Source organism: Mucilaginibacter terrigena, assembly GCF_004168255.1.
Taxonomy (GTDB): Bacteria; Bacteroidota; Bacteroidia; order Sphingobacteriales; family Sphingobacteriaceae; genus Mucilaginibacter; species Mucilaginibacter terrigena.
In genome coordinates this window covers 1-13,865 of record NZ_SEWG01000010.1, presented here as the reverse complement: position 1 = coordinate 13,865, position 13,865 = coordinate 1, and the positions used below count along the sequence as shown (strand labels likewise).

The window sequence follows — 13,865 nt, the reverse complement described above, 5'->3', positions numbered from 1 at the left end:
AACATTTAAACATTCAAACAAAATAAAATGGCAAAACAAGTTAAATATAATGTTGAGGCACGTGACGCTTTAAAGCGTGGTGTTGATATTTTAGCTAATGCGGTTAAAGTTACATTAGGCCCTAAAGGCCGTCACGTAATTATCGATAAAAAGTTTGGTTCACCGGCTGTTACTAAAGATGGTGTTACCGTAGCTAAAGAAATTGAACTGAAAGACCCTATTGAAAACATGGGCGCGCAAATGGTTAAAGAAGTTGCATCAAAAACTGCCGATATTGCAGGTGATGGTACTACTACTGCTACCGTTTTAGCACAAGCTATTGTTACTGCAGGTATCAAGAACGTTGCAGCAGGAGCAAACCCAATGGATTTAAAACGCGGTATTGATAAAGCGGTTGCCGAAGTTGTAAAAAACTTAAAAACCCAATCACAAACCGTTGGCGAAGACAATAACAAAATAAAACAGGTAGCTTCTATATCTGCTAATAACGATGAAGTTATTGGTTCGTTAATAGCTGAGGCTATGGCTAAGGTTGGTACATCGGGTGTTATTACTGTTGAAGAAGCAAAAGGTACCGAAACTGAAGTAAAAACAGTTGAAGGTATGCAGTTTGACCGTGGTTACCTTTCTCCGTACTTTGTTACCAATTCAGACAAAATGGAAGTGGAATTAGAAAACCCTTACATTTTGATCTACGATAAAAAGATCTCTTCAATGAAAGAGTTACTTCCTATCCTGGAGAAACAAGTACAAACAGGCAAACCACTTTTAATTATTGCTGAAGACCTTGACGGCGAAGCATTAGCTACATTGGTAGTTAACAAAATTCGTGGTTCACTAAAAGTTGCTGCTGTTAAAGCACCAGGCTTTGGCGACCGCCGTAAGGCAATGTTAGAGGATATCGCCGTATTAACAGGTGGTACCGTAATATCTGAAGAGCGTGGTTACAAACTGGAAAGTGCAGACCTGTCTATGTTAGGCCAGGCCGAAAAGATCACCATCGATAAAGACAACACTACACTGGTTAACGGTGCAGGTGATGCCGATTTGATCAAAGGCCGTGTTGGTGAGATCCGCGCGCAGATCGAAACTACTACATCTGATTACGATAAAGAAAAATTACAGGAGCGTTTAGCCAAATTATCCGGCGGTGTTGCGGTATTGTACATTGGTGCTGCATCTGAAGTAGAGATGAAAGAGAAGAAAGACCGTGTTGATGATGCTTTACACGCAACCCGTGCGGCTGTTGAAGAAGGTATTGTTGCAGGTGGTGGCGTTGCCTTTATCCGCGCGGTAGCTGCTTTGGCAGATTTGAAAGGTGCAAACGAAGATGAGAACACTGGTATCCAGATCATCCGTCGTGCTATTGAAGAGCCTCTACGCCAGATCTGCGATAACGCGGGTATCGAAGGTTCGATAGTTGTGCAAAAGGTAAAAGAAGGTACTGCCGACTTTGGTTACAATGCACGTACCGATAAATACGAGAACTTAATTGGCGCCGGTGTTATCGACCCTACTAAAGTAGGCCGTGTAGCATTAGAGAACGCAGCTTCTATCGCGGCTATGTTGTTAACCACCGAGTGTGTGTTGGCAGACGAGCCTGATGACGACAAAGGTGGCATGCCACCAATGGGCGGCGGCGGCATGGGCGGCATGATGTAATCTTGCTAAGCCTCAAGTCAAAAGTCGACTTAAGACAATATACTTAATAAAAACCCCTGTCTGATAAAACAGACAGGGTTTTTTTGTTTGTACAATATTTTATGCTCTTTCAAATACATATATGATGTTTTTAGACTGTTTTGTTAACCTGTCGCACAGCGTTTGGTGCATTTGTATTAATCTTTTGTAACATTACCGGTGTTTTGGTACTTAGGCACAGCATTTGAATATGTGCTGGTATGAAACAAATAGTTAAAAACCGGAAGCATATCCATAGCCGCATTGTAGAATGGGTGCTGTTTAAAGGCCCCGAGCTGTTTGTGGTCATCTATGGTAAATAAAAAATCGTAATTTTGGCTTCTATCTATGGAGCTTAAAGAATTTTATCATCAATTTCATGTTTGGCTTGTAACTAACGGGCCAAGGTATCTCTTCGGAATAATCCTCTTTCTTTTTGGGCTTTGGGCAATCGCGTTCATCAAATCGCGCCTTACCAGGCGGATGAGCAAACGTGAGATCCATTCATCGTTGCAGCCATTTTTTCTGAGCCTTTCTATCACGGCGCTATATGCGGTGTTGATCATCACAGTGTTTAACATCATAGGCTTCCAGCTTACTTTTATCAGTACGGTTATTGGCGCGCTGGGTGTTGCCGCAGGCTTAGCCTTATCGGGCACCTTGCAAAACTTTGCAGGTGGTGTTTTAATACTGTTGCTAAAACCTTTTGACATCGACGACCATATTATTGCCCAGGGGCAGGATGGCCGCGTGCAGGGTATACAGCTTTTTTATACCGAGATACTTACGGCCGACAACAAAACCGTTATTATACCCAACGGCAAGCTTTTTAACGAAGTAATAACCAATATTGGCCGCCAGGGCAAGCGCCGCCTTGATGTTGATTTTAAACTGAATTTTGGGGTGGATATCGATCAGGTAAAAGGCATTTTAGAAAAATCCATCAAGGGCGTACCCAATGTTTTGGGCGAGCCCGCTACCAAAGTTGGCGTACTTCTTTTAGAATCTGATGGTATGCGCTTCACCGTACGGGTTTGGGTAGATCCCGCCCATTTCCTGGCCACCAAAATGGTATTACAGGAAAAAATAGTTAATGATATAAAAGCCGCCGGCATTAAGTTTCCGGGAATGGCGTAGGTTAGTGATCAGAGGTCAGTGATTGGTGAATAGTTTATCAAATATCCGCCTAATCTCCAATCACCAACCACTAATCACTAACTTTAAATCTTCTGCTTCGCTTTCAGCTCCAAATACCGGTTAATGGTATTAATAGTAAGGTTTTGCGGTGTGCTTAATATGGATTGAATGCCGTGCTTGGCCAACTCTTTTACGATAACCTTTTTATCGTAGGCGAATTTTTCGGCTATGGTTTTTATGTATATCTCTTCTACATTACCGGCGTGTTGCTCGCTTAGCTGTTTCAGTTCGGTATTCTCAAAAAACACTACCAATAACAGGTGGAACCTTGCTATCCGTTTTAAGAATGGCAGCTGCCTTTGCAGGGCGTTCATACTTTCGTAATTGGTGAAAAATACCACCAGGCTGCGCTGTTTTATCACCCCGCGGATGGTGGTGTAAAGTGCCTCCATATTGGTTTCCAGGTAGCGGGTCTTCTCTTTATAAAGCACCTCCAGTATCTTGTTCATTTGCGCGTGGCGGCGGTCGGCGGGGATAACCGCGCCTATCTTTTCGGCAACGGTTATCAGCCCGGCCTTATCTTCCTTCATCAGGGCGATGTTGGATAGTACCAGGCTGGCATTAATGGCATAATCCAGCAGGCTTAAACCATCAAAAGGCATTTTCATGGCCCTCGATTTATCGATAACACAATACACCTGCTGCGATTTCTCGTCGGTGTAAAAGTTGGTCATTAAATTACCCTGGCGGGCGGTAGCCTTCCAATTGATGGTGCGGTAATCATCCCCTGCAACGTAAGCTTTTACCTGTTCAAACTCCATGCTATGGCCCAGGCGCCTAATTTTTTTGATGCCGATCTCGTTCAGCCGGTTTGATATGGCCATTAGCTCGTATCTGCGCATCTGCAGGAACGATGGGTACACCGGCAAGATTTCGGCCTGGTCGAAATTAAAACGACGGCTTATGAGGCCAATTGGCGACCGTGCATAAACCCTTATCAGCCCAAAAGAATATTCACCACGTTTAGTAGGCCGCAGTATGTAATTTATTAGTTTGTGCTCGCCGGGGTTTAAAAAGGTTTTAAACCAAACATCTCGTTTCTGAAACTGGAAAGGGATCTCATCTATAATACCTATTGATACGGCAAACAGATATTTGTTTTCGATATAAATGCCAAGTTCATTATCGTCGCTGTTGCTTAACCTTTCGGGCGCATGGCGCCTTGCAAATATTGGTTTGTTAGCGCGGTATAACATTACCATATCTGCCAACACCAATAATACAAGAACAAAAAAGGCCATATCCGGAACTATGCCCAGCCACGGAAAGAAAAACGACAGCAGGAAAAGCACCACGCAGCAGGCCACGGCAGTAAATAACCTGCGGGTTAAAAATAAATTTGTATAAAATAGGCTAATGATGTTCTTCACCTGCGTTTATCGTGGTATTTCAATTTTTTGGATGATCTGCGCTATCACCTCATCAGGTGTTACGCCTTCCATTTCTTTATCAGGCGTAAGCATAATGCGGTGCCTCAGTACAGGTTTTGCTACGCCTACTACATCATCCGGAGTTACAAAATCGCGGCCTTTTATAGCGGCCATAGCTTTAGCAGCATTGATTATAGCCAGCGAAGCCCTTGGCGATCCACCCAAAAACAACGACTTATTGTTACGGCTTTCGTGGATGATCTGCGCGGTAAAGGCTAAAATTTTAGGCTCTACATGCAGTTCCCTCACCTGTTTGCGCAGGGCAACGATGTCGGCTCCGGCCAAAATAGCATCAATATGCGACAATTGCTCGGTTGTTTTTTGCTGGTGCTGCTGCGTAACAATAGCAATCTCCTCTTCCAGTGATGGATATTTGATCTCTATTTTAAACAAGAAACGGTCCAGCTGCGCTTCGGGCAGGCGGTAGGTACCTTCCTGCTCAACAGGGTTTTGAGTAGCCAGCACAATGAACGGCTCCTGCATTTTATAGGTTTGCCCGTCGATGGTGATCTGGCGTTCTTCCATTACCTCAAACAAAGCCGACTGTGTTTTGGCAGGCGCGCGGTTGATCTCATCAATCAGGATGATGTTACCGAATATAGGCCCCTGCTTAAATTCAAAAGCGGTGCTTTTGGGGTTAAATACCGATGTGCCCAGCACGTCCGACGGCATCAGGTCGGGCGTAAACTGTATGCGCGAGTATTTGGCATCTATAGCCTTGGCAACCAGCTTGGCGGTGAGCGTTTTGGCCACACCAGGTACACCCTCTATCAGGATATGCCCGTCGGCAAGTATGCCGGCTATCACCAGTTCAATAGCATCCTGCTGGCCAACAATAATTTTGGCAAGGGTTGCTTTTATTTGTTCTACAGCGGCGCTTAGCTTGCTAAGGTCTGTTCTTTGTTCAAAATTCTCATTTTCCATATGATCCGGATTGGATATAAAATTTTTCAATTAATTGGTTCAAAACAATAAGCTCATGGTCGCTAACGCGCGACTGGTGGGTAAGGTAATTGATGTGGTTCATCAGGTCCTTCGCCAGGGAAGCTTCAACGCCGGTTTTATTAATAAAGGCATCTATAAATTGCTGGTCGAACGCCGTTTTTAAGCCGAATACGCTACGCAGGTGCTCGGCAAAGTACATGATCTTTTTGGCGGCCAAATTAGTGTTATCGCGCTGCTCGTAATATACCTTCCCTACTACGCTCACAAACTCTACTGTAGAGTTTTTTAGAGGTTCTACAATAGGAATAATGCGTTGTCTGCGTTTAATTTCGTACAATAGGAAAATGCCCATGCCGCCAAGGCTTATATAAAATGCCCATTTAAGAGCCTGGTAACTAAAAAATACCCGCAGGGTAGATTCGTCAACATCTATATCGTTGTTTTGATGCTGGTCCCAATAAACATTATCTGCCGTTGGTAAATACGAGAGTACTTTAGCAGCATATGCAGCCCCCGTTGGTTTAAGCAGGTTATAGTTTGTGAAAACCCTGGGGTTTGCAAATACAAATAAGTTTCCCTTGCCGTATGTGTAGCGTAAAAAAACACTTTTGCCATATTGATTTTTACTAACAACCTTTGCTTTTAACGTATCAAAACTGTTAAAATAGCTGTTTGCAATACGGTTATCTAATTTGTAATCGGCAACTTGTTTAAGCGATGGACTGGTGAAATTAAGGCCGATGTTTCCTTTTTCAAATTCGTGGGTAGTTGTAAGATCAAGCGTATCTGAGAGGTAATCATTCCAGCTATCAGACGATATAAAAACCGAATTGCCGCTACTGATAAATTTGGTAAGCGCCTTAAAATCTTCTTTACCAATATTGGTGGAGTTTGTTATGATGAGATAATTGCCCGCTAATGTATCCCCGGCATTAAAAACCTGGTATAACGATTTGTTGGTGTTGCTAACATCGGCCGTTGGGAAAATATCATGCAGCTGTTTATACAAAATATATGTGCCGTAAGGTATTTTATCGGCACGCCTTAGTGTCGAATCCCAGTTAATACTTTTTGGTCGGTTGTATTCGGCTACAAAATAGAGTATCAACAAAATAGTGATGCCCGCAAGGTATGCTTTATAACCTTTCATTTAAGCATCCTCCTAAAATCGCTAAATAAAGCATCTATGGTTTTAAATGAATTATTGTCTATTGGTAAATCTCCGTACCACACATATTCAAACTGGCGGGTAAGCAATTTAAATGATTGTTTTTGAGCGGCGTCGGTTATTTCGTGTATGTATACGCTATTGGTTTTACTTATTTGCCAATCAATAAGGCGGGCATCATTAAGTAGTTTTAAACTTTGCAGGTAAAGTAGCCTTACAGCCAACCTATAGTTGCGGATAGCCGTAGCATTAGCAATATCTTTATCAAAATCGATGATGTTAATATCCTCTGCCGATTCTGAATAAGCAAGGGTTGCATCTTTAGGTTTACGCTTAAATAACCCGTCGAGCTTAAGCATTTTCAGCAGCGCGTAAATAATGAATACGCATGCTGCTATCATTAAAATATCACCTAAAATTTTATTGCCGCCCGTAGATGCTTTCCCCTTTTTGCTGAATATTTTTAAAATAAATTGCCACACCCGGTCCCAAAACCTTTCCCAAAAGTTTGTGCCTTTAACTTCGGTATAATCAAAATCCTTAAGCTTTTTATAGTTATTTAAGGCCTCGTTATTAAAACCGCGTTTTACAATGGTTGAACTATCAGCCTTAACAACGCCCTTAAAATTGTTTTTGGCAACCTTGGGTATTACCATAGGTTGAGGTTGCTTGCCTAAAACATTTAGGGCAAGTAAAAAAGTTGTTGTAAAAAATAATAATAACCTGCGCATATCAATATTCCTCTAAGGGCAGGTCGTCCGGGTTATGTGCAGTAGTGGTGCCCAACATATTAATACGTTTTAAAAGGCTGTTGTCGTCTTGCTGTTCGTTAAAGCTGTAAAAACTTAATGCCGTTACAATAACAGGTAACAGGTAAAGCACCTGAGCAAAACTAACTGTGAACGATAACGCAAGATAAAACGCGTTCTTATCATCCATATGTGCGAAAAAATATATCAGGAAAAAAATAATGGAAACAGGGATGCAAATTAACACCAATGCTGCTACGTTAACGAAGGTGATAACTAAAAGGGAGCTTACTAATGTCCACCAGTTCTTACTTATTAATTGATTGGCTCTGTTATACGAATAGCGTAGCCCGGCATTCTCTATAACCATAACGGTTATAATGAGCATATTTAGCGGGATGCAATAAATGCCCGGAAAAAAGCACAGTAAAAACGCCAGCGCGTTGATGATAAGCAATACAACCGCGCTGCCCAGCAACCGCAAAAAGTAATATTTTACGTACGACCAAACATCCGCTACACTTGGGGGCTGCTTATCATACTGCTGGTATAGCGATATGTAGGATAGGGTGGTAAGTGTTGTGAGCAGGAAATTAATATACACCAACACCATGGTTATAATAAAAGTGTAACTAAAGGCAGATTCGCCCCTGGCTTGCAGCTGAAACATTTGGGTTTGGCTAAGCATAGCGCTTGCAATGCCTGCAACCCAAAACATCCCGCATATATAAAAATATGCTTTTAACAACGGGCGGTAGTTTTGCTTTAAAAACAGGATGCTGTCATCCACCACTTCGCTTAACTTCCGTATCCTCACCAACTCAACCTTAGGTAGCATTAATTATTATAGTTTAATTTTTTAGAAAGATAAATAGGGTAAATAACAACATACCATACAATAAAGCAAAATGAAGCAGTAAGTATAAATATGCTTAACCATGCAGGCATTTCGGTGTGGCGGGTTAAAAAGCTTTCAAATATGGCGGCTACCACAACAATTGGCAAAATGCCCACTATTATTTTAATACCGTCTTTGGCGCCCTTCATCATAGATACCATGCGTGTATAAGTTTTTGGGAATAATATACTGTTACCCAACACCAGCCCTGCACCACCGGCAATAATAATGGCCGAAATTTCGAGCGTGCCGTGTATAAACACCACCAATACCGATTGGAGGCCCAAACCTTTCGAGATAAAAAAGTATTCGAAAGCGCCCAGCATAATGCCGTTTTTAAAAAGGATGAAAACCGTACCTAACGAAAAAAACAGCCCGGTTACATAAGTTACAACAGTAATGTACAGGTTGTTACTTGCAATCCCATAAAGCATCCAAAAAGTACTTTTGTCCTTGTAAACTCCAAATGGGTCGCCTTTTGCAATATTGGCACTGGTCATATCTATATAAGAATCGCCCATAATAAGCCTTACAAAAGTATCATCGTATTTTGCAGATATCATTCCCACAAAAAAGAAGGTCATGAAAAAAAAGAACGACCAAAGGATCTCCTTATGATACCTCTTGAAAATCAAGGGTAATTCAAACTTCCAAAATAACAAGAAACGGTTATTATTCTCTTTGCGGTTTTTGTAGATGGTATGATGAAAGCCAGCCGCCAGTTTATTTAGGTAAGCCGTAGTTTTAGATTCGGGATAGAATGTTTTTGCATAAGCCAAATCATCGGTTATAGCAATAAACCTATCGGCAAGCTCGTCCGGATTTTTGGTTGTCGTGTTTTTATACTCCGTCCAACGTGTATTATTTTGCTTTACAAATAAGGCTTCTCGCATTTTGCAGCGGCGGTTGATTTATGTGGTTAAAATAACAACAAAAATTAAATTAACAGCTATAAATATTTACTTTGGCAATATATATTTGTTACATGCCCACTATAAAAATAACAACCACCCAAAACATCAATATTGAGTATGATGTAGCAAACTTTAGCGACCGGATTGCCGCGCGGCTTATAGATTATTTTTTATTTATGATAGTCTATTCGATCGCGATAACTACTATAACGCTTTTCATAAGGGATAATTATGGATCGGATGCTAACGAAACCGTAGGGATCATAACCATTGTAATATGGCTGGCATTAAGCGTTTTTTATGACCTGGTTTGCGAGTTATTTATGAATGGGCAAAGTTTTGGTAAACGCTCGTTAAAAATAAAGGTGATAAGCCTTAATGGTGGCAGGCCAACGGTTGGGCAGTATTTGCTTAGATGGGTTTTTAGGATAATTGATATGGGCATAAGCTTTGGCTCTGCAGCGGTGTTGTGCGTTGCCTTTACCGATAACAAGCAGCGTATAGGCGATATAGTAGCCGGTACATCTGTAGTTAAAACCACCCCAAGCCATAATTTTGACGAGTTGGTTTTTGCCCCGTCACCAGAAGATCATGAACCCGCGTTTGCCGAGGTTGCACAATTAACCGACAGGGATATTGTATTGATACATGATGTTATCAAAAACTTTAACCGCACCCGCAACAGTTTATTGGTTTATAAGCTGGCAATAAAAATAAAAAAGTTTTTGAATGTAAGCTACCCATCCAACGTTAACGAATATCAATTTTTAGTGATGGTACTTAACGATTATAACCACTATGTGGGCAATACGCAGCTTTAGTAGTTTATTATAAGCATTGCTATTTTAATAAGATAATTGCAGGTAAACAAAGTTATCGTTGCCAGAAAGGCGTATCGTTTTACATCCGTATTTTTAACGGAAATGTTTTTGCCGGAGATGGAAGCCGCGACACAAAATATAAGAAGGATTGTTGCCGGGTGATATTTAAAACTTTGGTAAATATCGCCGTGTAATAACGCAATTACTGATCGTTGCAGGCCGCAACCGGGGCAATCTAAACCTGTAAGTTGTTTAAAAGGGCAGGGTATTAAATGATTTTGCAGCCACTGTATAAAACTAAAGCGGCTGCAAAATTCAATAAATAATATCATTAAGCGTTAGTTTCAACGTCAGTAGGTTTTTGATAATCCCACTCGCCAAAGCCTTCGCGGCCTTTAGGGTCAGGGCCGTATTCGTTGTCGCCCGGGGTGCCGTCTGTACAAGCTAAAATTAAGTTGTAAAGAGGGATAAGAATAAACCAGCCACTTTTACCAACATCGTGCATACGGCGTACGCCAACTGCTATAGAAGGGATAATTACACCTAACGAATAAATGCTGTCTAAAAAAGGTGACCCCGCCGCAATACCGACGTACTTTAAAGCTAAACTGATAATAGTACTGAATAATGCAAAATACCAATACTCGCTACGACGGGCCCTGCCGCTAAACTGTGCGTATTTTTGCAGGACCATAAAATAATACTTCATGCTTTGTAAATTAAGGTTTGAGATTTTTAAATATAAAAAGAAGTTTTATTTATTTCGTGCTGTTTAAACAATTTCACCCAAAAAAATCTCCGATACTATCCGTAATTTTATGCCGATGCAACAACGCGAGCAAATTTCTGTATTTGATATGTTTAAGATAGGCATAGGCCCATCCAGCTCGCATACGCTTGGCCCGTGGCGTGCCGCCCAGCAGTTTGTTGACTTGTTGATACAACAGGATGCGCTGCCGCTGGTTGTACAGGTTAAAATACTGCTTTATGGCTCGCTGGCCAAAACAGGTAAAGGCCACGGTACCGATATTGCCATACTGCTTGGCCTTAGCGGCGATGACCCGGTTACTTTTGAGGTTGACCAGATAGATACCAAAATTGCCGGCATCAACAATACCCATAAATTACTTTTAGGCGGCAATAAAGAAGTAAGCTTTTTTGCCGACGATGATATGCTGTTTTTGTTTACCGAGAGCCTGCCTTACCACCCCAACGCGGTAACCTTCCAGGCGTTTTTGAGTAACGAAACCGCCGTATCGGCCACGTTTTACTCTATAGGTGGTGGCTTTGTGGTAAAAGAGGGCGCGCAAACCCAGCAAAAAACGGAAGTCGACCTGCCCTTTCCCATTGATACCGCCGGCGACCTGCTGCACTGGTGCATAAAAACCGGGCTAAAAATATCCGAAGTGGTAATGGAGAACGAACTGGCCTGGCGCAGCGAACAGGAAACCCGTAGCGGAGTGCTCAATATATTCACGGTAATGCGCGATTGTATGTACCGCGGCTGCCATACTGCCGGTAACCTGCCGGGCGGCCTTAACGTGGCGCGCCGCGCATCGGCATTAAATAAGCGCTTGCTTACAAATAAAACTTATACCAACTATGCCGAGTGGGTGCAGGCCATGCGCCAAACCGGCAACGGTTTCCAGAACATACTCGATTGGGTAAGCTGTTTCGCGCTGGCCGTGAACGAAGAAAACGCTTCGTTTGGCCGTGTAGTTACCGCGCCAACCAACGGTGCCGCCGGGGTTATACCCGCCGTTTTGCAATACTATATCTCGTTTTGCGATGGTTTTAACGAGGAGCGCATCATCCAGTTCCTGCTAACCGCATCCGAAGTAGGCAGCATCTTCAAAAAAGGCGCTACCATATCCGCCGCGATGGGCGGTTGCCAGGCTGAGATCGGTGTATCATCTGCCATGGCAGCAGCGGCGCTTACCGAATGTTTGGGCGGAAGCCAGCGACAGGTATTAATGGCTGCCGAAATTGCCATGGAGCACCACCTTGGCCTCACTTGCGACCCTATTGGCGGGCTTGTACAGGTGCCCTGCATCGAACGTAACACCATGGGGGCCATAAAGGCCATAACTGCAAGCCAGCTGGCCCTGCAAACCAACCCCGATAAAGCAAAAGTAAGCCTTGATGCCGTGGTGCGCACCATGTGGCAAACCGCGCAGGACATGAACTCCAAATACAAAGAAACATCAGACGGCGGGTTGGCGATTAATATCCCGATAAGCTTGCCGGAGTGTTAGGAAAACGTATCAAATTTTATATACATTACCGTCCTCGCAGGCTCTTCGGAACGAGACCCTGCGTCCGTATGCAAGGCATCGCCGGGTCCCCGCAGTCGCTCGGCTCCAGCCGGGTGACGACTATTAGGCGGCATCCTGCCGCCGTAAATATGCGGCCAGAGGCCTTGTAATAATGGTCACCCGGCTGGAGCCGAGCGAATGCGATATCGTTATTTTGTAAATCGGATATTTTTTAATACTTCTTCTAAAAGTGAGTTAGCTTTAGCTGAATCTAGTTTACTATATTCTATTTTACCCGATAGAATAAGCGTTTTTGATGCGTTCTGACAGTAGAAACGAATATGTCCTGTATTTTTAATATCATACCTAACAATGAGGGCATGGTTATTATTATAAGTATTTTTTATCATCGACTCATAAGTCCTGTTAGGCTTACTTTCCGATGAAAGATATAGTTGGTCTATAAATTTTTTCACCCCAGGCAGGTTATTATTTATTGAATCTTGATTTACATTATTAAATCCCAATAGTATATTATCCTTTTTATAAAGATTGTGCGGATACACTTTTACTATTTTATTTACCGATTTAACATTAGAAATTGCATCAACTTGTTGTTTGTTCAATTTAAATGTACCATTAGGTAAATTGACTTTAACCAGATCGCTTGTGTACGCAATTTGCGCCTTACATGTAGTTGCACTTATTATGCTTAGAGCAATTATTAAAATTATATTTTTCATTTTAATTTAGTTTAATTAGGACAAGAAATAAGAATTAATTTACCATCTTGATCAATACCAGCAACTGCAAAATTTATTGAGGAATTAGGTGCTTTAAAAACATTTATAGCATCTCCAAATAATTTAGCTAACGCATATTCTGTTGCTATATTTTGACTAACATTGTTATCTACTTGATATTGTACAGCAATATCTATAAAGATATCATCGAGTTCGTCTGCGTGAGTTTGATAATTTTGCAATTTTTCCCAATCATTTACCGTTATAATGTATGTTGTGGAACTCGTAAGGATAGTTCTATATGCATTAGCCTTGTAAAAAGCTTTAGCAGTTATTCCAGCGGACACTAATTGAGGATTGCTCAAATTATTTACCAACGCCAAAACATCACTTGGAGACGGTGCATTCCCCGCTGGATGTCTATGTGAAGCACCTATAGTATATCCACTTGTACTATTCCAAGTAAAATTGGGTGACCAGGAATTTGGTGAATTAATCGTCGTAATTGGTGTATTAACATAGGTATTAGAAGTTAAATTTGCTAATTTTAAATCAGTACCATATTCATTGTTACCCGGTTTTGCCAAAATTTCTGTGTTTTTTGCAGTGAAATTAGTTGGAAGTTTTTGCTTTTGCTTTTTCATTTTAGCGCAAGGGTCTTCCGGAGATGGTGGTATGGTGCATGGATCAGGCGATACAGGAGGCGGAAAGCCACCATCACCCGGGTTAACTAAATTTATTTTTATGGAGTTAATAACTTTACCGTTTTTAATACTTGATGGATTCTGACCGGCACAAGGGTTAGGCGGATTACCACCCGATCCGCCACCTCCCGAATCACCGCCGCCACTTGTTGGTGGTATGCCTGGCGAACTTGTATCAATTGGCAGGTCATAACAATCAAGGCCTCCGTAAAAGCATTGAACGCTTGTGGGGAAACCATCCAGTGTGCTGATAGTACAATAATACCATGATGTGCATGTTTGCGCTAAATTTACTTGTTTGTCAGTACTTTGTGTTATCTGGACATTACTGCCTGGTTGTATTATACTTTTTACAATTTGA

The 13,865-nt window shown here is 41.9% G+C and carries 14 protein-coding genes; 4 read left to right on the top strand and 10 right to left on the bottom strand.

The genetic code is table 11. The annotated features are described in order from the left end of the window. The first annotated feature begins 27 nt into the window (after window positions 1–27). Both groL and EWM62_RS18285 read left to right on the top strand, forming a co-directional pair. The gene (gene groL / locus EWM62_RS18290; protein ID WP_129878125.1) at window positions 28–1,662 is read left to right on the top strand and encodes a chaperonin GroEL; all 1,635 of its coding nucleotides are present in this window, start codon (window positions 28–30) and stop codon (window positions 1,660–1,662) included. Between the two features lie 366 nt (window positions 1,663–2,028). After that, a complete protein-coding gene (locus EWM62_RS18285) occupies window positions 2,029–2,817 on the top strand; it encodes a mechanosensitive ion channel family protein (RefSeq protein WP_129878124.1) in 789 nt (262 codons plus the stop codon). Window positions 2,818–2,900: 83 nt separating this feature from the next. Here EWM62_RS18285 and EWM62_RS18280 read toward each other — a convergent pair whose 3' ends face one another. From EWM62_RS18280 to EWM62_RS18255, 6 genes are read right to left on the bottom strand one after another with little or no spacing between them, the layout of a single operon-like run. Further along, window positions 2,901–4,247, bottom strand: a complete 1,347-nt coding sequence (locus EWM62_RS18280) for a DUF58 domain-containing protein (RefSeq protein ID WP_129878123.1) — start codon at window positions 4,245–4,247, stop codon at window positions 2,901–2,903. Between the two features lie 6 nt (window positions 4,248–4,253). Next, window positions 4,254–5,231: an AAA family ATPase gene (locus EWM62_RS18275; protein WP_129878122.1), complete on the bottom strand. Its 978-nt coding sequence runs from the start codon at window positions 5,229–5,231 to the stop codon at window positions 4,254–4,256. After that, on the bottom strand, window positions 5,221–6,402 hold the full coding sequence (locus EWM62_RS18270; RefSeq protein WP_129878121.1) for a DUF4350 domain-containing protein: 1,182 nt from the start codon (window positions 6,400–6,402) through the stop codon (window positions 5,221–5,223). Before EWM62_RS18270 ends, EWM62_RS18275 begins: the two co-directional genes overlap by 11 nt. Beyond that, window positions 6,399–7,151, bottom strand: coding sequence for a DUF4129 domain-containing protein (locus tag EWM62_RS18265; protein WP_129878120.1), 753 nt, complete (start codon window positions 7,149–7,151; stop codon window positions 6,399–6,401). The genes EWM62_RS18270 and EWM62_RS18265 overlap by 4 nt, the downstream gene beginning before the upstream one ends. A 1-nt stretch (window position 7,152) precedes the next feature. Beyond that, window positions 7,153–8,007, bottom strand: coding sequence for a hypothetical protein (locus tag EWM62_RS18260; protein WP_129878119.1), 855 nt, complete (start codon window positions 8,005–8,007; stop codon window positions 7,153–7,155). Beyond that, window positions 8,007–8,960 (bottom strand): stage II sporulation protein M, encoded by a 954-nt coding sequence (locus EWM62_RS18255; RefSeq protein ID WP_129878118.1) that lies wholly within the window; start codon window positions 8,958–8,960, stop codon window positions 8,007–8,009. Before EWM62_RS18255 ends, EWM62_RS18260 begins: the two co-directional genes overlap by 1 nt. A 92-nt stretch (window positions 8,961–9,052) precedes the next feature. Here EWM62_RS18255 and EWM62_RS18250 point away from each other — a divergent pair, with 92 nt between their 5' ends. Next, window positions 9,053–9,802 carry an RDD family protein gene (locus EWM62_RS18250; RefSeq protein ID WP_129878117.1) on the top strand — a complete coding sequence of 250 codons (750 nt, stop codon included), beginning with the start codon at window positions 9,053–9,055 and terminating at the stop codon, window positions 9,800–9,802. Here the strand turns inward: EWM62_RS18250 and EWM62_RS18245 are convergent. Together EWM62_RS18245 and EWM62_RS18240 are read right to left on the bottom strand one after the other, a co-directional pair. Continuing rightward, window positions 9,799–10,134 carry a DUF2752 domain-containing protein gene (locus EWM62_RS18245; protein ID WP_129878116.1) on the bottom strand — a complete coding sequence of 112 codons (336 nt, stop codon included), beginning with the start codon at window positions 10,132–10,134 and terminating at the stop codon, window positions 9,799–9,801. The genes EWM62_RS18250 and EWM62_RS18245 overlap by 4 nt on opposite strands. Continuing rightward, window positions 10,134–10,511: a DUF805 domain-containing protein gene (locus EWM62_RS18240; protein WP_129878115.1), complete on the bottom strand. Its 378-nt coding sequence runs from the start codon at window positions 10,509–10,511 to the stop codon at window positions 10,134–10,136. Before EWM62_RS18240 ends, EWM62_RS18245 begins: the two co-directional genes overlap by 1 nt. Window positions 10,512–10,626: 115 nt before the next feature. On the opposite strand from EWM62_RS18240, the gene EWM62_RS18235 reads away from it, so the two are divergent. Further along, the gene (locus EWM62_RS18235; protein WP_129878205.1) at window positions 10,627–12,057 is read left to right on the top strand and encodes an L-serine ammonia-lyase; all 1,431 of its coding nucleotides are present in this window, start codon (window positions 10,627–10,629) and stop codon (window positions 12,055–12,057) included. Window positions 12,058–12,266: 209 nt separating this feature from the next. Here EWM62_RS18235 and EWM62_RS18230 read toward each other — a convergent pair whose 3' ends face one another. Continuing rightward, on the bottom strand, window positions 12,267–12,800 hold the full coding sequence (locus tag EWM62_RS18230) for a hypothetical protein (RefSeq protein WP_129878114.1): 534 nt from the start codon (window positions 12,798–12,800) through the stop codon (window positions 12,267–12,269). An 11-nt stretch (window positions 12,801–12,811) separates the two neighbouring features. Next, window positions 12,812–13,865: hypothetical protein (locus EWM62_RS19405; protein ID WP_203235083.1), on the bottom strand; the 1,054-nt coding region annotated here is incomplete at its 5' end.

Bases quoted from the DNA above. Each gene is read 5' to 3' on its own strand.
- EWM62_RS18285 (WP_129878124.1), top strand. From the start codon at position 2,029: ATGGAGCTTAAAGAATTTTATCATCAATTTCATGTTTGGCTTGTAACT.
- groL (WP_129878125.1), top strand. From the start codon at position 28: ATGGCAAAACAAGTTAAATATAATGTTGAGGCACGTGACGCTTTAAAG.
- EWM62_RS18230 (WP_129878114.1), bottom strand. From the start codon at position 12,800: ATGAAAAATATAATTTTAATAATTGCTCTAAGCATAATAAGTGCAACT.
- EWM62_RS18255 (WP_129878118.1), bottom strand. From the start codon at position 8,960: ATGCGAGAAGCCTTATTTGTAAAGCAAAATAATACACGTTGGACGGAG.
- EWM62_RS18265 (WP_129878120.1), bottom strand. From the start codon at position 7,151: ATGCGCAGGTTATTATTATTTTTTACAACAACTTTTTTACTTGCCCTA.
- EWM62_RS18235 (WP_129878205.1), top strand. From the start codon at position 10,627: ATGCAACAACGCGAGCAAATTTCTGTATTTGATATGTTTAAGATAGGC.
- EWM62_RS18245 (WP_129878116.1), bottom strand. From the start codon at position 10,134: ATGATATTATTTATTGAATTTTGCAGCCGCTTTAGTTTTATACAGTGG.
- EWM62_RS18275 (WP_129878122.1), bottom strand. From the start codon at position 5,231: ATGGAAAATGAGAATTTTGAACAAAGAACAGACCTTAGCAAGCTAAGC.
- EWM62_RS18260 (WP_129878119.1), bottom strand. From the start codon at position 8,007: ATGCTACCTAAGGTTGAGTTGGTGAGGATACGGAAGTTAAGCGAAGTG.
- EWM62_RS18270 (WP_129878121.1), bottom strand. From the start codon at position 6,402: ATGAAAGGTTATAAAGCATACCTTGCGGGCATCACTATTTTGTTGATA.
- EWM62_RS18240 (WP_129878115.1), bottom strand. From the start codon at position 10,511: ATGAAGTATTATTTTATGGTCCTGCAAAAATACGCACAGTTTAGCGGC.
- EWM62_RS18250 (WP_129878117.1), top strand. From the start codon at position 9,053: ATGCCCACTATAAAAATAACAACCACCCAAAACATCAATATTGAGTAT.